Source organism: Amycolatopsis sp. NPDC058340 (genome assembly GCF_042723975.1).
Taxonomy (GTDB): domain Bacteria; phylum Actinomycetota; class Actinomycetes; order Mycobacteriales; family Pseudonocardiaceae; genus Amycolatopsis.
In genome coordinates this window covers 433,827-453,162 of record NZ_JBHXIB010000001.1, presented here as the reverse complement: position 1 = coordinate 453,162, position 19,336 = coordinate 433,827, and the positions used below count along the sequence as shown (strand labels likewise).

The 19,336-nt window shown below is 68.7% G+C and carries 20 protein-coding genes; 6 read left to right on the top strand and 14 right to left on the bottom strand.

What is annotated here, in order from left to right; genetic code table 11:
- Positions 1-24: 24 nt before the first annotated feature.
- From ACFWIW_RS02195 to ACFWIW_RS02170, 6 genes are all read right to left on the bottom strand, one after another.
- On the bottom strand, positions 25-747 hold the full coding sequence (locus tag ACFWIW_RS02195) for a Crp/Fnr family transcriptional regulator (RefSeq protein WP_378366707.1): 723 nt from the start codon (positions 745-747) through the stop codon (positions 25-27).
- Positions 747-947 carry a hypothetical protein gene (locus ACFWIW_RS02190; RefSeq protein WP_378366706.1) on the bottom strand — a complete coding sequence of 67 codons (201 nt, stop codon included), beginning with the start codon at positions 945-947 and terminating at the stop codon, positions 747-749. Before ACFWIW_RS02190 ends, ACFWIW_RS02195 begins: the two co-directional genes overlap by 1 nt.
- Positions 948-1,461: 514 nt before the next feature.
- A complete protein-coding gene (locus ACFWIW_RS02185) occupies positions 1,462-2,130 on the bottom strand; it encodes a response regulator transcription factor (RefSeq protein WP_257483619.1) in 669 nt (222 codons plus the stop codon).
- A complete protein-coding gene (locus ACFWIW_RS02180) occupies positions 2,127-3,251 on the bottom strand; it encodes a sensor histidine kinase (RefSeq protein ID WP_378366705.1) in 1,125 nt (374 codons plus the stop codon). The genes ACFWIW_RS02185 and ACFWIW_RS02180 overlap by 4 nt, the downstream gene beginning before the upstream one ends.
- 205 nt (positions 3,252-3,456) lie before the next feature.
- Positions 3,457-4,314, bottom strand: coding sequence for a hypothetical protein (locus tag ACFWIW_RS02175; RefSeq protein ID WP_378366704.1), 858 nt, complete (start codon positions 4,312-4,314; stop codon positions 3,457-3,459).
- 64 nt (positions 4,315-4,378) lie between these two features.
- Positions 4,379-5,212 (bottom strand): helix-turn-helix transcriptional regulator, encoded by an 834-nt coding sequence (locus ACFWIW_RS02170; RefSeq protein ID WP_378366703.1) that lies wholly within the window; start codon positions 5,210-5,212, stop codon positions 4,379-4,381.
- A gap of 108 nt (positions 5,213-5,320) precedes the next feature.
- On the opposite strand from ACFWIW_RS02170, the gene ACFWIW_RS02165 reads away from it, so the two are divergent.
- The 3 genes from ACFWIW_RS02165 to ACFWIW_RS02155 are packed head-to-tail and all read left to right on the top strand — an operon-like array spanning position 5,321 to position 8,203.
- Positions 5,321-6,751: an MFS transporter gene (locus tag ACFWIW_RS02165; RefSeq protein ID WP_378366702.1), complete on the top strand. Its 1,431-nt coding sequence runs from the start codon at positions 5,321-5,323 to the stop codon at positions 6,749-6,751.
- Positions 6,752-6,804: 53 nt separating this feature from the next.
- Complete coding sequence (locus ACFWIW_RS02160) at positions 6,805-7,323, top strand: RNA polymerase sigma factor (protein WP_378366701.1); 519 nt, start codon at positions 6,805-6,807, stop codon at positions 7,321-7,323.
- Positions 7,316-8,203: a VOC family protein gene (locus tag ACFWIW_RS02155; RefSeq protein ID WP_378366700.1), complete on the top strand. Its 888-nt coding sequence runs from the start codon at positions 7,316-7,318 to the stop codon at positions 8,201-8,203. Before ACFWIW_RS02160 ends, ACFWIW_RS02155 begins: the two co-directional genes overlap by 8 nt.
- Positions 8,204-8,265: 62 nt before the next feature.
- Here ACFWIW_RS02155 and ACFWIW_RS02150 read toward each other — a convergent pair whose 3' ends face one another.
- Genes ACFWIW_RS02150 through ACFWIW_RS02140 form a run of 3 tightly spaced genes read right to left on the bottom strand, consistent with a single transcriptional unit; the run spans position 8,266 to position 11,672 of the window.
- Entirely contained in the window at positions 8,266-10,029 is a 1,764-nt protein-coding gene (locus ACFWIW_RS02150; protein WP_378366699.1) for a gamma-glutamyltransferase family protein, read from the bottom strand.
- A 32-nt stretch (positions 10,030-10,061) separates the two neighbouring features.
- A complete protein-coding gene (locus ACFWIW_RS02145; RefSeq protein ID WP_378366698.1) occupies positions 10,062-10,469 on the bottom strand; it encodes a hypothetical protein in 408 nt (135 codons plus the stop codon).
- Positions 10,470-10,478: 9 nt separating this feature from the next.
- Positions 10,479-11,672 (bottom strand): FAD-dependent monooxygenase, encoded by a 1,194-nt coding sequence (locus ACFWIW_RS02140; protein WP_378366697.1) that lies wholly within the window; start codon positions 11,670-11,672, stop codon positions 10,479-10,481.
- A 113-nt stretch (positions 11,673-11,785) separates the two neighbouring features.
- Here ACFWIW_RS02140 and ACFWIW_RS02135 point away from each other — a divergent pair, with 113 nt between their 5' ends.
- Positions 11,786-12,364, top strand: coding sequence for a TetR/AcrR family transcriptional regulator (locus ACFWIW_RS02135; protein ID WP_378366696.1), 579 nt, complete (start codon positions 11,786-11,788; stop codon positions 12,362-12,364).
- On the opposite strand, the gene ACFWIW_RS02130 is transcribed toward ACFWIW_RS02135, so the two are convergent.
- Positions 12,359-13,669 carry a UDP-glucose dehydrogenase family protein gene (locus ACFWIW_RS02130; protein ID WP_378366695.1) on the bottom strand — a complete coding sequence of 437 codons (1,311 nt, stop codon included), beginning with the start codon at positions 13,667-13,669 and terminating at the stop codon, positions 12,359-12,361. The two genes, ACFWIW_RS02135 and ACFWIW_RS02130, sit on opposite strands and share 6 nt — an antisense overlap.
- 158 nt (positions 13,670-13,827) lie before the next feature.
- Between ACFWIW_RS02130 and ACFWIW_RS02125 the strand changes: the two genes are divergently transcribed.
- Positions 13,828-14,586 carry an SDR family NAD(P)-dependent oxidoreductase gene (locus ACFWIW_RS02125; protein WP_037333780.1) on the top strand — a complete coding sequence of 253 codons (759 nt, stop codon included), beginning with the start codon at positions 13,828-13,830 and terminating at the stop codon, positions 14,584-14,586.
- 54 nt (positions 14,587-14,640) lie between these two features.
- Here ACFWIW_RS02125 and ACFWIW_RS02120 read toward each other — a convergent pair whose 3' ends face one another.
- The 3 genes from ACFWIW_RS02120 to ACFWIW_RS02110 form a co-directional block, all read right to left on the bottom strand.
- A complete protein-coding gene (locus tag ACFWIW_RS02120) occupies positions 14,641-15,315 on the bottom strand; it encodes a class I SAM-dependent methyltransferase (protein ID WP_378366694.1) in 675 nt (224 codons plus the stop codon).
- Positions 15,316-15,432: 117 nt separating this feature from the next.
- Positions 15,433-16,041, bottom strand: coding sequence for a PadR family transcriptional regulator (locus ACFWIW_RS02115; RefSeq protein ID WP_378366693.1), 609 nt, complete (start codon positions 16,039-16,041; stop codon positions 15,433-15,435).
- Positions 16,042-16,120: 79 nt separating this feature from the next.
- Positions 16,121-17,767, bottom strand: coding sequence for a TM0106 family RecB-like putative nuclease (locus ACFWIW_RS02110; protein ID WP_378366692.1), 1,647 nt, complete (start codon positions 17,765-17,767; stop codon positions 16,121-16,123).
- A 90-nt stretch (positions 17,768-17,857) separates the two neighbouring features.
- Here ACFWIW_RS02110 and ACFWIW_RS02105 point away from each other — a divergent pair, with 90 nt between their 5' ends.
- Positions 17,858-18,322 carry a DUF6474 family protein gene (locus ACFWIW_RS02105; protein WP_378366691.1) on the top strand — a complete coding sequence of 155 codons (465 nt, stop codon included), beginning with the start codon at positions 17,858-17,860 and terminating at the stop codon, positions 18,320-18,322.
- 53 nt (positions 18,323-18,375) lie between these two features.
- Here the strand turns inward: ACFWIW_RS02105 and ACFWIW_RS02100 are convergent, their stop codons facing one another.
- Positions 18,376-19,335, bottom strand: coding sequence for a glycine betaine ABC transporter substrate-binding protein (locus ACFWIW_RS02100; protein ID WP_378366690.1), 960 nt, complete (start codon positions 19,333-19,335; stop codon positions 18,376-18,378).
- Position 19,336: the final 1 nt, after the last annotated feature.

Sequence of the window (19,336 nt, the reverse complement as noted above, 5' to 3'; positions counted from 1 at the left end):
GCGGATCACGCGGGGAAGCCCCGTTCACCCCATCGCGATCCGCGGTATCCGCAGCTGCGGGATCCGCCGTCGCGCGGACGGGACCGGGGTGAGCGGCGGGCCGTCCTCACGCAACCGCCGCTTCAGGTGGATCGTCTTGTAGCCGGTGCTCAGATAACCCTCGTTCTTCAGTTTCGCCATTTCGGCGTTGACCGACGCGGGCGAAGCGCCGATCGCGGAGGCGATGTCCGCGTGGTTCAGCCCCACGTCGATCACGACACCGTCTTCACCGGGGACCCCGTAGAGCGCCTGCATCCTGGTCAGGAACGCGGTCAGCCTGCTCCGGACCTTGGCCGTCGCGAACCCCAGCGCGACGTTCCGCAGGCGCAGCCGGACGGCCAGGTCCGCGGTGATCAGGGCCCTCACCTCGTGATCGTCGTCGAGAAGGCCGTGAAAGGCGTTCCGCGGGATCTCCAGGACGCGAACCGGTTTCGTGGCGATGTACGAGAGATGGCTCGGCCGTCCGGCCAGGCAGTCCTCGACGCCGAGCACGTCACCGGCGCCGAGGAGGTCCACGATCATCGGCGGCGAGCCGCCTTGGGCCGCGCGCAGCGCCTTCACGAAGCCGGACCGCGGGATCAGCACCGGTGGCGCCGGGTCGCCCTGGTGAAGCAGTGCCGTGCCCGCCGCGTGATCGACGTGTTTGCCGAGGTCGAGCAGCCGACGGCGCTGCCGTTCGGTGACCGCGGCCAGGAAGTCCCCGCCCATCAGCCGATCACCGCCGCGAACGCGTAGAGGATCGCCGGGAGCCCGGCCACGAGCGCCGCGACCGACCCGATGACCTTCGCCGGCTGGGCGACCTTCTTGGCCAGCAGCGACCGGGTGAGGATCGCGGCGAAAACGATGTAGGCGAGAACGACGACGCCCGCGGTGACCACCAGAAGCGGGTCAGGTGTCTTTGCCGTCAACAGTGACTCCCAGTGAGAGAAAAAGGTGAATCGATTTCTTGCCCGGCCGGGTGAGAATCACGTCGGGTAGGTGAAATCCGCCTTGCCGTTCAGCCGGAGACTAATGCTCAGCGCCATTGCGACAAAGCAACTCCGGGCGAGCGGAACCCGTCCAGGGAGCGATTTCGCGACGGAAAGTGACCATTGTTCGGTCTGCCTGCCGACGAAAAGATCACGCACCGTGCACGATCACGAGAGCGGAATCCCGCGCGCTGCTTCTGGACTCGCCAGGAAATCAGCGTTAGCCGTACCCCTGTCTGATTTCGAATAAGCGATCGGAATCCCGCCGGATTCCTGGTGGAGACGGAGAAGAGACAAGAGTGGTCGTGATGCACGTGCAGATGCACGTCCCAACCAAGGGTCCCCAGTGTGCCGGCAGAGCGATGAATTAACGGAGTGTCAGCGTTATGCCACACTTGACGACTCCGCGTCACCACCAGAGGTTTTTCGGCAATCTCAGCATTTTGGGGGAACTTCAACCCCGGCGAGGGCTGACCAGTCCCGATTCGTAGGCCAGCACCACCAGCTGTGCCCGGTCGCGCGCCCCGATCTTGGTCATGATGCGGCTGACGTGCGTGCGCGCGGTGGCCGTCGAGATCACCAGATGCGCCGCGATCTCGTCGTTCGACATACCGCCGGCGACCAGGCCGAGGACCTCGCGTTCGCGGTCGGTGATCTCGCGGACGGCACTCACGTCGATACGGCGGTTCTCCGGGCGGTCGACGAACTCCGCGATCAGCCGCCGGGTCACGGTCGGCGCCAGCAGCGCCTCGCCGGCGGCCACCACCTTCAACGCCCGCAGCAGCTCCACCGGATCGGTGTCCTTCAGCAGGAACCCGCTCGCGCCGGCGCGCAACGCCTCGTAGACGTACTCGTCGACGTCGAAAGTGGTCAGTACCAGGACCTTCACCCCGGCCAGCTCGGGATTCGCGGTGATCCGCCGCGTCGCTTCGAGCCCGTCGACGCCGGGCATCCGGACGTCCATCACGACGATGTCCGGCCGGTGCTCGACGGCGGCCGCGACCGCCTGCTCGCCGTCGCCCGCCTCGGCACAGACCTCGAAGCCGTCTTCGGTCTCCAGCAGCACCCGGAAACCGGCGCGGACCAGCACCTGGTCGTCGGCGAGAACCACCCGGATCGTCATTCTTCCCCCTTGATGGGCAGGTCCACGCGAACCTGGAAACCGCCGTTCACCACCGACGTCGTGAGCGCGCCGCCCAGTGCGGCCGCCCGTTCGGACATCCCGCGCAGCCCGTGCCCCGGCGCGGGTTCGACGGCGCCGTGGCCATCGTCGCGGACGAGCAGCGTCAGCGCACCGGTTTTCCGCTCGAACCTGACGTCGACACCCCGCGCCTGGTTCGCATGGCGGACCACGTTCGTCAGTGACTCCTGCAGGATCCGGTACGCGGCGCCGTCGACCGGGGCGGGCAGCTCCCCCGGCTCGCCGTCGACGCGGATCTCCAGCCCGGCGGCACGGGCGTGCTCGAACAGCTCGTCGGCCTGGGCGAGGCTCGGCGCGGGCGCCTTGTCCTCCCCGGACCGCAGCACGGCCAACGTCGCGCGAAGGTCCTTCAACGCCGAAGCGCTCGCTTCCTTGATGTTCAGCAACGCCTCTTTCGCCTGCTCAGGACGTCTGTCGGCGACGTGCGCGGCGACGCCTGCCTGCACGTTGATCATCGCGAGGCTGTGCGCGACGACGTCGTGCACCTCGCGGGCGATGGTGAGCCGCTCCTGCTCGGCCATCCGATGCCGGTGCTCGTCGGCCTGCTCGCGGCGGGCCCGCGCGGCGGCCATCCCGTTGCGCACCGCCGTCCCGATCCCGACGACCGCGATCACCCAGACCAGCCCCAGGCCTGCCCGCAGATCGAAACCCGCCAGCCCGTGCCGGGCGAACAACGCGATCCCCGACGCCGCCAAGAGCGCTCCACCGGCGCCGCCGGCGACGATCGGCCCGCGGATCTTGGTGAGCAGGAAGAGCGCGATGGTCGGCAACACGATCGCCGGCCCGCCCGGGTTGCCGGAGGTGTAATAGCCGAGCGTCAGCGCGGAGGTGAGCAGGAAGATCGTCATCGGGAACCGGTGGACGACCAGCAGCGGCACCGCGATGGCGACCAGCCACAGCACCCCGGACGAGGTCAGCTGCGGCCCGCCCGGCTGCCAGCGCGAGGCGCCGCTCGTCGCGCCGAGCACGAATCCCAGCGGCAGCACCACGCGCAGCACGCGGCCAACCCAGAGACTCCACGGATACCGTTCCTTCAGCAGCACAGGACGAAAGCTACCCCGGGGCGGCGGGGGATCGCGTCCGTTGGAAAGCGGCTTCCCGGCTACGCCGCGTGCGGTAGGCACCAGCGAAGATGCGGCCCCACTTCGCTGCCTGCGTGAACAGGTCCGTGCCCTCGAACGGCCGCCGGAAACCTTGAGCGAGTTCCTCGAAAGATTCGCGAGAACGGTTCCCGCCTTCAGCAGGGAATCACGTCGCCTGCTCGACCGCGGGTAGCCGCCGCAGGACCGAGACCATCATCAGCGCCCCGCCGGCCACCTGCACGGCGAGCACCGCCGCGTGATCGGCGGATCCCATGGTGAGCGCGCTGAACAGACCCCACATCCCGGTGCCCGCCATCGCCCCGGCACCGGTCCACACCAGCACCAGCCGCGGCCAGAACCGCCCGCGCGCGACGTTCGCCAGCGCGAGTGCGGCGAGAACGGCGAGCGCCGCGATCACGATGTCCTGGCCGCGAGCGGCGATGCCGCCGGGGCCGAACGCCCAGATCGAGTGGCCTGCCGCGCAGACGAGTGCGGCGACGATGCCGAGCACGCCCGCCGCACCGATGGTCCCCGGCTTCACGGTGCCGGTGACGACGAACCACCAGCGATCGCGGGCGTAGAGCACGAACGCGGTCAGCAGCAGGATCCCCTGCCAGGCGAATCCGCCGTAGACGATGGCCCAGACCCAGTTCTCCAGCGGCAGTTCGGTCAGTTGCGCCGTGGACAGGTCGGCGACGATGACCGGGATGTCCAGCACGATCGGCGCGAGCAGCCCGGTGCCGATCCAGATCGGGAACAGCACGAGCGGCGCGGGGATCCGGCGGCCCCAGGAGTAGGTGAACGCCAGCGCGAGGATCACCGCGACGACGTCCATCCCGCCGGTGACCAGGTTCGCGAACAACATCAGGTCGGAGTCCACAAAGGACTGATCACGCAGGCCGAGACTCCCTCCGGTGACCCAGGACGCCTTCAACGTCAGATAAGGGAGCGTGCCGAGGATCGCCGCGTAGCAGACGATCAGGCGGATACTGGAGATCTTGGGTGGAGCCATCGCTACGGTCATGCACCCCAGCGTCGGCGTTCACGCCGCGGAAAGGCTCCCTCGCGAGCCTGGTCCGCCTCCCCCTTCAGAAGGAGCTTGGCAGCTTCGCCGCGGTCTCGTCGTCCGCCGGGGTCAGCGTCGCCAGGGAGATCTCGGAACGCCGCCCGAGGTACAGGTACGAGAATTCGAACCGCAGCAGGCCGACGTCCGGGTGCAGGTATCGCTTGAGCACGATCCGTTCGGTGGAGACGTCGTGTTCCTTCCACATCCGTTCGAAGAGCTCGGACTCCTGCCGCAGCCGCTTGACCAGGTTCTTCCACGCCGGCTCGGCGAGGTGTTCGGCCATGGCGGCGCGGAAACCGGCGACCACCCGGGGCAGGTTGATCTCCCAGTCCGGGAGCCTGCGGCGCCACTCGGGGTTGGTCAGGCACTGGATCAGCGTGTTGCGCTCCTCGAACGGGATGTCGTCGAGGCCGCCCATCAGCCAGTCGTAGGCGCGGTTGTAGGCGAGGATGTCGCACCGCGCGTTGCGCACGCAGACCGGGAAGGGCTCCAGTTTGTCCATCATCCGGTGGATGTTCTGGCTGAGGAGCTTGCAGTCCTTCTCCAACGGCGGTTCCGGAGCACCGGCCAGGGTGAACAGATGCGTGTGCTCGTGCGGGTCGAGCCGCAGCGTGCGGGAGATCGCGTCCAGCACCTGCTCGGACGCGTTGATGTCGCGGCCTTGTTCGAGCCACGTGTACCAGGTGACCCCCATCCCGGCCAGCTGCGCGACCTCCTCGCGGCGCAGTCCCGGCGTGCGGCGCCTGCCGCTGATCGGCAGGCCGACCTGATCGGGCGTGATGCGCTCGCGACGGCTGCGGAGGAAGGCGGCCAGCTCGTGCCGTCGCACCTCGGCCACTCGCGAATCGACGGTCATGGTCACCTCATCAGGTTCGCAAAGCTCGAAGCCGGTTACCAGGTAGTGGTGGTACCAGGATAAACACACTCCTGGTACCAGGGTCGCGATCGGCTGATCGTGGTACTCATGACTTCGACGCAAGTTCCGGCGACGCCCGCACGCGTCACCGCCGGACCGGCCCTGACCTCGGCGGGTCTGGTCACCGTGCTGCTGGGGGCGGCACTCCCGCTCATCGACTTCTTCATCGTCAACATCGCCCTGCCCGCGATCGGTTCGGATCTCCGCACCTCTTCGGCCACCTTGGAACTGGTGGTCGCGGCCTACGGGATCGCCTACGCCGTCCTGCTCGTCGTCGGCGGACGGCTCGGCGACGCCTTCGGCCGCCGCAAGCTGTTCCTGATCGGGCTGGCCGCGTTCACCTTCACCTCCCTGCTCTGCGGGATCGCGCCGACGGCGTTGACGCTGGTGCTGGCACGGGCCGCGCAGGGGGCGGCCGCCGCGCTGATGCTGCCGCAGGTGCTGTCGATCATCCAGGCGACGACGACCGGCGAGCGCCGCTCCAAGGCACTAGGTCTCTACGGCGCGACAGCGGGGCTTTCGATGGTGCTGGGCCAGTTCCTCGGCGGGGCGCTGGTCGCCGCCGATCTCTGGGGTACCGGCTGGCGGCCGATCTTCCTGGTCAACGTGCCCGTCGGCATCGCCGGGCTGGTGGTCGCGCGGCGGCTGATCCCGGAGAGCCGTTCGCGGAACCCGATCGGCATCGACCGGCCTGGCACCTTCTTCCTGGCGATCGCGCTGGTGTCGCTGCTGCTCCCGCTGGCGGAAGGACCGGTACAGCACTGGCCACTGTGGACGATCGCGCTGCTCGTGGTGTTCCCGTTCGCCGCGGCCGGATTCGTCCACGTCGAGCGCCGGTTGGAGCGCCGGGGCGGGGTCCCGCTGCTGCCGCCGTCGGTGATGCGGATGCCGAGTGTGCGCCAAGGCCTGCTGGTCGGGGTGCCGTTCTTCGTCGGATTCAGCGCGTTCATGTTCGTGTTCGCGGTGACGCTGCAGGACGGCCTGCACCTGGGGCCGTTCGGTTCCGGTCTGGTGACGGCGCCGCTTTCGCTCGCGTTCTTCGCGATGTGCCTGGTCAGCAGCCGGCTGGTGACGCGGTTCGGCCAGCGGGTCGTGGCCGCCGGTCTCTCGGTGCAGCTGCTCGGGCTGCTGGTGCTGATCGGCACCGTGCTGCTGGAATGGCCGGATCTCGGCGTACTCGATTTCGCGCCGGGGATGCTGCTGTGCGGTCTCGGCCAGGGTCTGGCGATGACGACGGTGTTCCGGATCGTGCTGTCGAAGGTGCCGCCGGAGATCGCCGGGGTCGGCAGCGGGATGCTGACGACGTCGCAGCAGGCCGCGATGGCGCTGGGCGTGGCGACGCTGGGGACCTTGTTCGCCTCCGCCGGCGCCGGGCCGCTCGGGATGAAGGGCGCGTTCGCGCTGGTCATCGGCATTCAGGCGGTGCTGACCGTCGGGGTGATCACGGTGGCGCGGCGGCTGCCGGATCCGCGCACCTGAGAAAGTTCGATTTCACCCGTCGGAGTTGTGGCTCCCCGAGCGACGATGGGGATGTGACGGAACCACGGGTGCATCGGGACCCGGCCTTCGCGCTGCTTTCGCTGTACGAAACGGCGCTGCCGGAGGTCTACGGGTACCTGCTGTCCCGGTGCGGTGATCGCACCCTCGCCGAGGAACTGACATCGGAGACGTTCCTCGGCGCGGTGAGGGCCTGTCGCAAGGAGTTCGCACCGCCGGTGAGCACCGGGTGGCTGATCGGCGTCGCCCGGCACAAGCTCGCCGATCACTGGCGGCGCAAAGCACGTGAGGAACGCGGGCTGCGGCTCGTCCACGAGGAGGAATACACCGATCCGTGGGACGAACGGCTCGACGCGCTTCTGGCGCGCGAGGTGCTCGCGTCGCTCGGGGCGCATCACCAAGCCGCGTTGACGCTTCGCTACGTCGACGGCCTCCCGGTACCGGAGGTCGCCGATCATCTCGAGCGCACGGTGCACGCCACGGAGGCGTTGCTCGTGCGGGCCCGTGCCGCGTTCCGGCGTGCTTACCAGGAGAAGGAGGGTCGCGATGCCTGATCCGTTCGATGCGCTTCGCGCGCCCTCGCAGCCTGTCGAGCCTGACCCGCTCTTCGCCGCCGAACTGCGCGACAACCTTCGTCGCGCCATCCTGAACGGAGCCGAGATGACCGAAACACTCACCACCACCGATGCCGAAGTCCGCTCTTTGACGCCGTACCTCGTGGTGACGGACGCCCGCGCCGCGCTCGACTTCTATGTCGAGGTGTTCGGGGCACGACGGCGGTCCGAGCCGATCGTGATGGAGGACGGCCGCATCGGGCACGCCGAACTGGCCATCGGGGACAGCGTGCTGATGTTCGCCGAGGAGTTCCCCGAACTGGGCATCGTCGTGGCGCCCGCCGGTGGCCCGCTGATCCGGGTCGAGGTCGCGGACGCGCACGCTTCGGCCACGCGGGCCGTGGAGCTGGGCGCGGAGCTGCGACGTCCCGTCGCCGACGAAGGCCATGGGCTGAGCGGGGAGATCAAGGACCCGTACGGCCAGCGGTGGCTTGTCGCGCAAGCGGCGCCTCGGCCGGCTTCCGGCGCTGCGCCGATCCGGCACGGCGAAGCGGGCTACTTCACCTTCCAGGTCCCGGACGACGAACGCGCGAAGGCGTTCTACGGCGCCGTTCTGGGCTGGCAGTTCTCGCCAGGACGGGTCGAAGGAGGTTGGGGTGTCGAAGGTTCCGGCCTGCAGGGCGGACTCTGGGGTGGCCCGGGGCGGCAGGTGGGCTGGAAGGTCATGTACGCCGTCGACGATCTCGCCGCCGCCCTCGACCGTGTCCGCGCCCAGGGCGGTCAGGCAGGCGAAACCGAACAGCAGCCCTACGGCCTGAGCGCCGAGTGCGTGGACAACCAGGGCATCGAATTCTGGCTCTGGGAACAGCCGCGCTCCTGACCTCGTGAGTGGCAAGGACGGTTCTAACCGTCCTTGCCACTCACGAGGCTTTTTAGGAAGCGTCAGCGGCCGGCGGCGTAGCCCTGCATGCCGCGCGCGTTGGCGGCGGCGCGGAGCACGCCTCCCGAACGCGACACAGCCGAAAGCCGCCCGAGCGCCCAAGGTCCCGCGTCGACGACGGCGTGTCCGCGCGCGGCCAGCGCGTCCATTGTGGACTGACCGAGCCGTGACTCGACCACCAGTTCCCGCGGCGTCCACGAACGCGGATAGAACGAACTCGGGAACGCGGTGGTGTGCCATGCCGGCGAGTCGATCGACTCCTGCAGGTTCAGCCCGCCGAGCGTGTGCGCCAGCCAGAAACACAGCTGCCACTGGTCCTGCTGGTCACCGCCCGGGGTCCCGAACGCGAGCACCGGCTCGCCGTCACGCAGGCCCATCGACGGCGAAAGCGTGATCCGCGGCCGCTTGCGCGGCGCCAGCGAGTTCGGCAGTCCCTGCTCCAGCCAGAACATCTGCCCGCGCGAGTCGAGACAGAAACCGAGCTCCGGGATCGTCGGGCTCGACTGCAGCCAGCCACCCGACGGCGTCACCGAGATCATGTTCCCGGCCGCGTCGACGACGTCGATGTGCACGGTGTCGCCGCGGGTCTCGCCCAGCGGCCCGACCGTGGGCTCCCCCGTCGCACCGGAACCGGATTCCAGTCCGCGCAGCCTTTCGAGGATCGCGGGCAGCCGTGGCGACGGGCCGCCGGGCCGCAGTTCGGCGGACGCTTCGTCGGTGATCAAGGCCCGGCGGGCGTCCGCGTACTCGCGGGAGATCAGCAGATCGATCGGCACGTCGGGTGAGTCGCCGTACCACGCCTCACGATCCGCGAACGCCAGCTTCGCCGCCTCGACGGCCAGATGCACCGTGCGTTCCGTCGGGATTCCGTCCACATAGGACAGCTCGTCGCGCAGGCCGTCCAGCAGCCGAGCCTGCTGCAGCAGCGCCGGACCTTGTGTCCAGGCGCCCATCTTCACCAGGCCCCAGTCGCCGAAGTCGACCTGCAGCGCGTCCTCGTACGTCGCCTCCCAGGCCGCGATGTCCTCGCCGGTGAGGAGACCGGCGTGATCGCGGCCGGAGTCGTCACGGAAAGCCTTGCGGCTGAACGCCTCGATCGCTTCGGCGACGAAGCCTTGCGACCACGCGCGGCGTCCCGCGTCGATCTGCGCCTCGCGGCCGCTGACCGACTCGGCCTCGGCGAGCAGCCGCTCCCACGTGTCCGCGAGCGCCGGGTTGCGGTGCAAGCCTTCGACGGGCTTGCCGTCCCGCATCCAGAGCGCCGCCGACGTCGGCCAATGCTCGGTGAACAGGTCCTGGACCGCGCGGATCGTGTCACCGACCCGGCTGACCAGCGGAATCCCGGTACGCGCATACGAAATCGCGTAGCCGAGGACATCGCGCAGCGACTTGGTGCCGTGATCCCGCAAGAGCAGCAGCCAGCCGTCCCACGCGCCCGGAACGGTCGCGGGGAGCAGGCCGCTGCCGGGGATCAGGTCGAGCCCCAGATCCGCGAAGTATTCGGGCGTCGCCGCCGCGGGCGAGACTCCCTGACCCGCGAGGACTCGCGGAGTCCGATCCGAGGCGGTGACGAAGATGCCGGGGACCTGCCCCGCCGGGCCGCACAGATGCGGCTCGGCGATCTGCAGGACGAACCCGGCCGCCACCGCCGCGTCGAAGGCGTTGCCGCCGCTTTCGAGCACCGCCATCCCGGTGGCCGAAGCCAGCCAGTGCGTCGATGCCACCATGCCGTGGGTGCCGGCCAGTTCCGGCCTGGTCGTGAACACGACGGTGATACTACGCTTTGCTAACTACTTTTTCAGTCCCAGTAGTTGAAGAGGGCTTCGCCGAGGCTGTCGGGTCGCCAGGACTGGGCATGACCGTTATTCACCCAGGGAGGCACCGAGAGGTCGATCGGCTGCTCGAGTTCGGCTCGGGTGTGCAACCGAAACTCGGGGAGCAGTTCTCCCAGAACGGCCAGCAAACCCGGCTCGTCGACGAAGGTGATCGATCCCCAGCTGACAGGTGATTCGGCGATGCCGAGGCCGTTCCGCACTGCTCCGTCCAAATCCCAGGCCCACAGCACCGCGGCGGTTCGGTGGCGATAAACGATCTCGCACTGGTCGAAGTTCGATCCCGTCTTGTAGGACACGAACCCGGCCACCCGGCCGCGCGTTCGCCGAGCCGCCTCGTAACAGGCCCGGCGAAACTCCTTCTCATCCCTCACCCACCGAAACTAGCCCCGCGCGGCCACCGGAGCGTCATAGTTTTCCAGCGTCGCCGCGTTCGCCGCCCGCGAGGTGATCCACGTGAACACCTTGGTCATCGGCCGCGAACCCAGCACCCGGTACAGGAAGTTCCGGTAGCCGACCATGAACCGCGTCTTCGGCGCGAGGAACGTGCCGATACCGGCCGCCTGCTTCTGCGAGATCTTCACCGGACCACGCAGTTTCTCTTCGTACCTGGCGAAAGCGACTTCGTGGTCCCCGTGCGCGGCGGCGAGTTCCCCCGCCAGGATGTACGCGCCCATCATCGCGAGCCCGGTGCCCGAACCGCCCGGCCCCGCGCACCAGGCGGCGTCGCCGAGCAGCACGACCCGGCCCCGCGACCACTTGTCGAGGTGGATCTGGCTGAGCGAATCGAAGTACAACGTGTCGGCATCGCGGAGGCTTTCCAGCAACGTCGGGATTTCCCAGCCGAAGTCGGCGTAGCGCTCGACAAGGGCCTTCTTCTGCGCCTCGACGTCGCGTCGATCCACCTCCAGCGACTCCGACGCGAAGACGAAACTGACATTGAGCGCCGAGCGGTCGCGGCCGCTGGCGACCATGACCGTCCGGCCGGGGACGCTGCAGATCTGGCCGAGATGGTCGAGGTCGAGATGGTTGGGCGCGCTGAACCCCGCGGTGTGGAAGCCGAGATCGGTGCGGAACAACTCTTCCTCGCCGAACGTCAGCCGCCGCACGCCCGAATGCAGCCCGTCCGCGCCGACGACCAGGTCGAATCTGCGCGGCTCGCCGTGGGCGAAGGCGACGTCGACGCCGTCCGAAAGCTCGTCCAGCCCGGTGATCCAGTCGCCGAAGATGTACTCGGTGTCGTCTTTCGTGTGGTCGTAGAGGATGCGCGTCAGGTCTCCGCGCTCGATCTCGACTTCGCCGCTGAAGAAGACCGACGGCATCTGGGCGACCTTCTTGCCACGCGGATCGACGATGACCTGCGCGCCCATCGCGGTTTCCTTCGCACGGATGTCTTCGAGAATTCCCATGCGCTTCAGCAGGGTCATCTGCTCGCCGCGGAAGTCGACCGCGCTACCGCCTTCGCGCAGGGCCGGGGCACGTTCGACGACGGTCGGCGCGAAACCGCGCTTCCGCAGCCAGAAGGCGAGGGCCGGACCCGCGATACCGGCGCCGGAGATCAGAACGGTGGTCGTCATGGCTGCTCCCAGGGGTTCGTGGTGATGGGAGCGACCGTACGGCAGATTTGCACGCTTGGTCAAGCCGCTTGGTTAAACCAAATGGATAAACCGCGTGGTCTAGGATCTCGGGCATGGGCAATCGCGAGGACCTGATGGCGGGTGCCATCCAGTGCTTGAAGGAAAAAGGCTGGTCACGCACGACGGTGCGGGATATCGCGACCGCGGCCGGGGTCAGTCACGCGGCGATCGGCTACCACTTCGGATCGCGCGAAGCCCTGCTGCTGACGGCGTTCTCGCAGGCGATGGACGACTGGGGCCGAGAGATCCAGATCGAAATGCGGGGCGCCGTCGATCCCGACGCCTCACCGTCCGAACAGTACGCGGCTTCCTGGCGCGCGATGATCGACTCTTACGGGCGGAACCGGCAGCTGTGGATCGCCTCGATCGAGGCATTCGTGCAGTCCGAGCATCACCCTGAGCTGCGGAAACAGCTCGCCGCCGCGCAGCGCGAGGGCCGCCGGGGGATGGCGGCGGGCATCCTCGGGATCGACGAGGCCACCCTCACCGAGGCGGACGAGCGCCGGATCGGCGCGGTCGCCACGGCCCTGAACTCGGGCGTGATGCTGCAGCACATGCTCGACCCGGAGAACGGTCCGACGGCCGAGGAGGTCGTGGACGGGCTGCTCAAGCTCGTTTCGCTGGTGTCATGAAACGGCGACCTTCCGCCGCAGCGCCGCCCGCGGCCGCCCGACGCCCTGCCACGACAGGCCGGCGTCCAGGATCTGGTGCGGGTCGAGGAGATTGCGCGTGTCGACGACCGCGTCGCCGTCCATCTGCTCGGCCATGTAGGTCCAGTCGAGCCTTTTGAACTCGTCCCATTCCGTCAGCACGACGACGGCGTCGGCTGCCTTCGCGACCTGGTACGGGTCGTCGACCACGGTCATGCCGTCGATATGCCCGCCGACGGCGGGGTCGTAGGCGGTCAGTTCCGCGCCGAGCGCGCACAGCACGGACGCGACCGCGAGGGCTGGCGAATCGCGCAGATCGTTCGTCCCGGCTTTGAACGCCAGCCCGAGGACGCCGATCCGCGAACCGGCCAGTGTGCCGCCGACGGCGCCGGCGATCTTCGCGACGACACGGTCCCGCTGCGCGATGTTCTCTTCGATCGCCGAGGTGAGCAGCGTGAAGTCGTACTGCACCGACTCGGCGACCTTCACCAGCGCGCTGGTGTCCTTCGGCAGGCACGAGCCGCCCCAGCCGGGCCCGGGTTTGAGGAACGAGCGGCCGATGCGCCGGTCGTAGCCCATGCCTTCGGTGACCAGGTCGATGTCGGCGCCGAGGCGTTCGCACAGTTCGGCGATCGAGTTCACATAGGACAGTTTCATCGCGAGGAAGCAGTTCGCCGCGTACTTCACCAGTTCCGCGCTGGCCGCGTCGGCGACGACGACCGGGGCGGCGAGGTCGGCGTAGAGATCGCCGACCCAGCGGGCGGCCGCGACGTCGTCCGAACCGACGACGATCCGGTCGGGGCCGAGGAAGTCCTCGACCGCGGTGCCCTCACGCAGGAATTCCGGATTCGACACCACCGGCACGTCCGTGCGGCCGAGCATCGCCTGGATGCGCTTCGACGTCCCCACCGGAACGGTCGATTTGGTGACGAGCGCGCAGCCCGGCGGGATGACGTCGCCGATCTCGGCGGTCACGGCTTCGACGGCCCGCAGGTCCGCCGAGCCGCCCGCGCCCATCGGCGTTGGCACACAAAGGAAAACGGCCTCCGCGTCGCGAACGGCGTCACGCGCGCCGACCACGAACTCGAGTCTTCCGCTGGTCAGCCCCCTCGACACCAGCTCGGACAATCCCGGCTCCAGGATGTCCACCCGTCCGGCGGAAAGCCTTGCGACCTTCGCCTGGTCGACATCGACGCAAGTGACTCGATGCCCCAGGCCGGCCAGGCAGGCCCCCGTGGTCAATCCGACGTAACCGGTCCCCACCACCACGATCCGAGCAGCGCTCATGCTGCTGAAGGTGACAGCCGGAGTTGACCTCCGAGCGAACGGAATGCTTCAGGCCCGAATACTCCTCACGACATGCTCCGCACCGGAGTGAGCCATCCCACCTGGGCCCGATGCGAACGAGCGTTAACCTATGAACGGTTGCCGACGAAAGGGAGAACATGCAGATCACCGATACCGCGGCGCTGGTCACGGGTGGCGCGTCCGGGCTCGGCGGCGCGACCGCGAAGGCGCTCGCCGCGAAGGGCGCGCGGGTCTTCGCGCTGGACCTCGCCGGTGCCATCGCCAACGCCGAGCAGATCGAGGGCATCACCTACGTCGAGGCGGACGTGACCGACCCGGAGCAGGTACGCGCCGCCGTCGCGACCGCGGCCGAGTCCGGGGTGCCGCTGCGGACCGTGGTGAACTGCGCCGGGATCGGGCCGTCCGCGCGGATCCTGTCGAAGAAGGGCCCGCACGACCTCGCCCTGTACGCGAAGGTCGTCCAGATCAACCTGATCGGCTCCTTCAACGTGCTGACGCTGGCCTCCGAGGCCATCGCCAAGACCGAGCCGCTGGCCGACAACGCGCGCGGCGTCATCATCAACACCGCGTCGGTCGCCGCCTTCGACGGCCAGATCGGGCAGGTCGCGTACTCGTCGTCCAAGGGCGGCATCGTCGGGATGACCCTGCCTGCCGCGCGCGACCTCGCGTCGCACGGGATCCGCGTGCTGACCATCGCGCCGGGCATCGTCGACACCCCGATGCTGGCGACGGTGAGCGAGGAGTTCCGCGCTTCGCTGGCCGAGGGCGTGCCGTTCCCGAAGCGGCTCGCGCGGCCGGACGAGTACGCGCAGCTCGCGCTGTCGCTGATCGACCACGACTACCTGAACGGCGAAGTCATCCGGATGGACGGCTCGCTGCGCATGGCCCCTCGCTGAGCCGAAGGGGACTTTCCTCGCATGAGACGCGGGGAAAGTCCCCTTCAGCTCATTTCAGCCGCGCTTCAGCCGGACGTCCAGGCTGATGCCCGAAGTCGAGATCTCACCCGTCCGGAACGCGGTTTCGGCGACCAGCCCGCCGAAGTCGACCGGCGTGTAAGCGCGCCGCCGCAGCCCGGTCAGCGCCTGCCGCACTCCGAGCGCCGCCAGCTTCCCGAGCTTCATGCTTTCGACCTCGCGCACGATGTCGCCATCGGTCGAGTCCCGGTTCATGTCCTGCACCACGGCCGTACCGCCCGGGCGCAGCACGCGGTACATCTCGTCGAGTGCCTTCACCGGCCACACGAAGTTCTTGAACGCCGCCTGGCAGACGACGAAGTCGAACGTCTCGTCGTCGAACGGCATGGCCGCGACATCGCCCTCGCGGAACGAAACCTCGACACCTTGCGCCCGCGCGTACTCGCTCGCGATCTCGACGAACGTCGGCGCGACGTCGAGACCGGTGACGGAGAACCCGAGCCGCGCGAGTTCGACGGCGAAGTACCCGGGGCCGAAGGCGACCTCGAGGATCTTCGCGCCTTCCGGCAGGTCCGCGGTGAGTTCGCGGGCCTGCTTCCGCCAGTGTTCGATCTGCGGTCCGGTGCCGCGCTGCCGGGCGTAGTTCCGCGCCAGCGCGCCGCCCATCTCCGGCAAGATCTTGAACCGTTTCCTGTCCTTGATGTTCGACATGTCTCTCCAGGTTGTTCGCCCGGAGCCCGGTTATCCTCGAAGTGCCGTCTCGTGGCCGGGTTCCGGTTGCGGGATCGTCGCCCCGGCGGGGTGCTGCAACACCTCGCCGGGGCTCTTTCAACTGCGGGTACTCCCCCTTTCCGCCACCAGGGCCCGCCACTGCGCGAGCCCCGGCATCGAGCCGGAAGTCAGTTCCCCGAGGATCGAGCGGATCCACTCGGCCTCGGCGGCCCGCATCGCCAGGTGGTACTCGGTTTCGAGCAGCACCAGCCGCGGGATCTCCTCGATCAGCCGGGCCAGCTCCGCTCGCGTCGAGGCGATGTCCTCCTCCAGCGCCGCCAGCCGGGTGCGGAACAGGGCGATCACCTCGTCCGGTCCGAGCCACCCCATCACCGACAGCCCGGCGACGAACTTCGGCTCCTCGGGCGCCAGTTCGGCCAGCAGTTCACGCAGCCAGTCGAGCATTTCGTCACGGCCGGCGTCGGTGATCCGGTACACCGTGCGCTCGGGGCGCGCGCCGTCGCGACCGCTCTCGGCCGCCTCGATGAGGCCGTGTTTCCGCAGGTTGCCGACGACCGTGTAGAAGGAACCCCATTTGATCCCCATGTCGCGGTCCTTGCCGCGGCTCTTCAGGACCGAGGCCATTTCGTACGGATGCATCGGGCGCTCGTTCAGCGTGGACAGGATCGCCAGCGCCAGCAGATTCCCGACCTTGCGCCGCTTCACCGCGCCTCCTCGTAGACGAGTACTCGTCAACGAGTATCCACAGGGGCGCGAATGATCGCAAGCTCGGCGAGCGCCGGGATCAGAGGTCGTTCATGTACGGCACGGACGTCTGCGCGTGGTCGGTCATCCAGTTCCGCAGCGCGTGCGTGGCCAGGACGTCGTCCTCGTTGTAGCGCAGCAGGCGCTCCCGCTGGACGTCGTCGGGGACACCGCCGTCCATGCCGACGGCGTCGCGGTACCACCTCATCGACGCCTCGCCGCCCGCTTCCGGATCGCGCCACGCGAATCCGGCGACCGGGGCGATGACCTTGAGTCCCTTGCCGTGCGAGCACAGGAACTGGTCGGTGACGCTGCGGAAGAGGTCGACCCATTCCTCGGAGTCCACAAAGGACGCGATCTCGGCCTTCTTGGGGACACCGGGGTATTCGCCGAACCGGCTCGCGGACCCGAAGAGCCAGCGGTTCTCCGCGAGCGCGTTGTAGCAATAGGCGCGGAAGGTCAGGCCCGCGGCGAGCGTGCGCTCGCGGACTTCGGTGAACCAGGCCCAGAACTCGGCGAACGACCGGGCCTCGTCCGCGGTCGGCAGCGGCTCCCAGGTCGCGAACGCCCGGTAGCCCCGCTCCATCCCGATGTCGGCGCCGGTCAGCAGTGAACCCCACAGGTACGCGCCGGAATCACCGAAGCTCTCCATGTCGACGTCGACCTCGACGTCGCCGCGCGGGACCTCGACGCGGTCGACCTTGCGCACCATCGTGAGATCGGCGAGCCAGGCGCGCGCCAGGATGATCGAGTCGGCGAAGGTGCCGCCGGTCCAGTTCATCGGCGGGGGCTCGTCGGCCGGATCGAGCGCGGCCAGCTTGTCCACTGTGGACACCCCGGCGCGGCGAAGCTCCATCGCGTCCTCGCCGCGGACGACCAGGCTGACGTCGCGGGTTTCGGTGAGCACCACCTCGCACGTCGGCCACCAAGGGCAGCGTCGGCATTCGAGGACGCGGGAGGGCTCCGCGAGCGGCTCGTCCCCATGGGCGGCGGCGTTCGCGATGGCGAGCCTGTCGGCGAAGCGACTCTGGTACTCCGTCAGCGCGCTTCGGCCGCCCGGCCAGGTGGCCGCGGACAGGTCGTGCCAGACGACGACGTCCGCGTCGAGCCCGATGACGCCGCCGACGGCGCGGTGTCCTTCGTGCTTCCCGAGCGCTTCGAGCATCCGATAGAGGTGCGCGAGCCGCATCTGGTCCCGCGGCTGCGAGCGGACCTTTCGTGCCGGGTCGGGCAGCCGGTTCGCCGGGTCGAGGTCGGTCATCACCGTGGTCGGCGCGCCCGCGCCGCGATCGGTGATGCGGTGCCGCACGACCAGCACCGGCACGTAGCCGTCGCCGGTGTGGACCAGGAGCTCGGCGCCGCCGCGCCGATGACCGGCGCGATCCACCGGGAGCAGCGCGCCCCAGATGTAGCGCGCTTCGGCGGCGAAGGCCTCTTCGGTGAGCTGCACGCGCTCGGCGGCCGGGAGGTCGCGAGGGATCTTGACCCAGGTCGCGCCGGGGCCGGTCGCCTCCATCAGCCGCCGCACGATCGCGTCGCGATGCGCCGACGCGTCGGCGATGCGCTGCTGCGCGGCGGGGTCGGGCGGGGCGAGCGGGACCTCGCGCATCGCCGGATCGTGTTCCAGGTGCACGCGACGCCGGCAGCGGCTCACCGCTCCCGCGTCCAGTAGCACCTCGTTACTCACGGACAACACTCTAGAAGGCCACCGGCAAGCCGACATGCCCGCCACATCGGCGACCAGTAAGTTCGACTGTGACACAGCGTGGGAGGTGCCATGGCGCGCAAGGCCAAAGCCGTCGACGGCGAAGGCAGGTTTACCCCGAAGAAGGCGAAGAACGCCGTCGCGGTGGCCAAAGTGGTCGGACCGGCCGTACTGCCGGTGATCGCGCCGTACGCCGTTCGGGCGGCGGGTGCCGCACGAGAGCTATACGACCGTTATCAAGCGAAGAAGCTCGGCGTCGCCGTCGACCAGCTCGGCGAGTTCAGCGGGCGGGGTGCCGCGTTGCACGCGCGGATCGCGGGGCTGACGCAGGGGCTCGCGGAGCTGAAGAAGTCCGCGAAGGCGACAGACGCCGACGTGGCCTTCGCGAAGGACACCCAGGGGACGCTGGAGCAGCTTTCGGCGACCGTTCGGGCTTCGGAGCGGATGCCCGCAGCGCGGCGGAAGGCGGCGCATCGGGCGGTGGCCGGGGAGCTGGACCAGCTGGAGGGGAAGCTGCTGCACCGGCTGGGGATCTGACCTGCTCGTGAGTGGCTAGGACGGTTCTAACCGTCCTAGCCACTCACGAGGCCTTACTTGATGAAACCCTTTTTCTTCATCCATTCGTAGGCGACCTCGCCCTGGTCACGCCCGTCGACGTCGACCTGCTTGCACAGCTCGATCATCTGCTCGTTGTCGAGGGCGGCGGCGACGGTTTCCAGCGGTCCCCGCAGTTCCGGGTGCTGGTTCAGGAATTCCGTCCGCAGCGTCGGCACCGCGTTGTACTGCGGGAACGCCTTCTTGTCGTCTTCGAGGACGCGAAGGTTCAGCCCGGCGATCCGGCCGTCGGTCGTGAAGATCTCGCCGATCGGGCAGGTCCCGCTCGCCACGGCCGAGTAGATCGTCCCGATGCCGAAGTTCTTGATCACCGGGTTCTGGAACCCGTACGCCCGCACGGCGGCGGGGAAACCGTCCTGGCGGCTGGTGAATTCGGTCTCCAGGCAGAACACGTTCTGGTCCGGCTTCCGCTTCAGGAACGCCGCCAGATCCGACGTCGTCTTCAGGTTGTTCGCCGCGCCGTAGGCCTCGGTGACCGCGAAGGCGTACTGGTCGTTGAGCGGCGAGTAATTCAGCCAGGTGACGCCGAACTTCGCTTCGTCCGCCGCCTTCGTGGCTTCGTACTGGGCCTGTTCCCCGCCGGGGACGGGGAGTTCGTTGCCCTGGTAGTTGATCCAGCCGGTGCCGGTGTACTCCCAGGTGACGTCGGTCTGGCCGGCGAGCAGCGCCTGCCGCGACGAGTTCGACCCCTTGATGTCGGTCAGGTCGACGACGTCCGCGCCCGCCGCGGAAAGCGCCATCTCGGCCATGTAGCCCAGGATGATGTTCTCGGTGAAGTCCTTCGACCCCACCGTCACCTTGACGCCTTTGAGCGACTCGATGGGCTTGATGGAACCGGGTTCGATCTTGTACGGCAGCGCGGTGTTGACCTCCAGCCCGCACGCGGAAAGCGTGCCGCACAACAGGATCGCGCCGAGGATCGCTTTGATTCGCATG

Coding starts and splice junctions, on each gene's coding strand:
- ACFWIW_RS02195 (WP_378366707.1), bottom strand. CDS start 747: ATGGGCGGGGACTTCCTGGCCGCGGTCACCGAACGGCAGCGCCGTCGG.
- ACFWIW_RS02185 (WP_257483619.1), bottom strand. CDS start 2,130: ATGACGATCCGGGTGGTTCTCGCCGACGACCAGGTGCTGGTCCGCGCC.
- ACFWIW_RS02175 (WP_378366704.1), bottom strand. CDS start 4,314: ATGACCGTAGCGATGGCTCCACCCAAGATCTCCAGTATCCGCCTGATC.
- ACFWIW_RS02170 (WP_378366703.1), bottom strand. CDS start 5,212: ATGACCGTCGATTCGCGAGTGGCCGAGGTGCGACGGCACGAGCTGGCC.
- ACFWIW_RS02165 (WP_378366702.1), top strand. CDS start 5,321: ATGACTTCGACGCAAGTTCCGGCGACGCCCGCACGCGTCACCGCCGGA.
- ACFWIW_RS02155 (WP_378366700.1), top strand. CDS start 7,316: ATGCCTGATCCGTTCGATGCGCTTCGCGCGCCCTCGCAGCCTGTCGAG.
- ACFWIW_RS02140 (WP_378366697.1), bottom strand. CDS start 11,672: ATGACGACCACCGTTCTGATCTCCGGCGCCGGTATCGCGGGTCCGGCC.
- ACFWIW_RS02135 (WP_378366696.1), top strand. CDS start 11,786: ATGGGCAATCGCGAGGACCTGATGGCGGGTGCCATCCAGTGCTTGAAG.
- ACFWIW_RS02130 (WP_378366695.1), bottom strand. CDS start 13,669: ATGAGCGCTGCTCGGATCGTGGTGGTGGGGACCGGTTACGTCGGATTG.
- ACFWIW_RS02125 (WP_037333780.1), top strand. CDS start 13,828: ATGCAGATCACCGATACCGCGGCGCTGGTCACGGGTGGCGCGTCCGGG.
- ACFWIW_RS02120 (WP_378366694.1), bottom strand. CDS start 15,315: ATGTCGAACATCAAGGACAGGAAACGGTTCAAGATCTTGCCGGAGATG.
- ACFWIW_RS02105 (WP_378366691.1), top strand. CDS start 17,858: ATGGCGCGCAAGGCCAAAGCCGTCGACGGCGAAGGCAGGTTTACCCCG.
- ACFWIW_RS02100 (WP_378366690.1), bottom strand. CDS start 19,335: ATGCGAATCAAAGCGATCCTCGGCGCGATCCTGTTGTGCGGCACGCTT.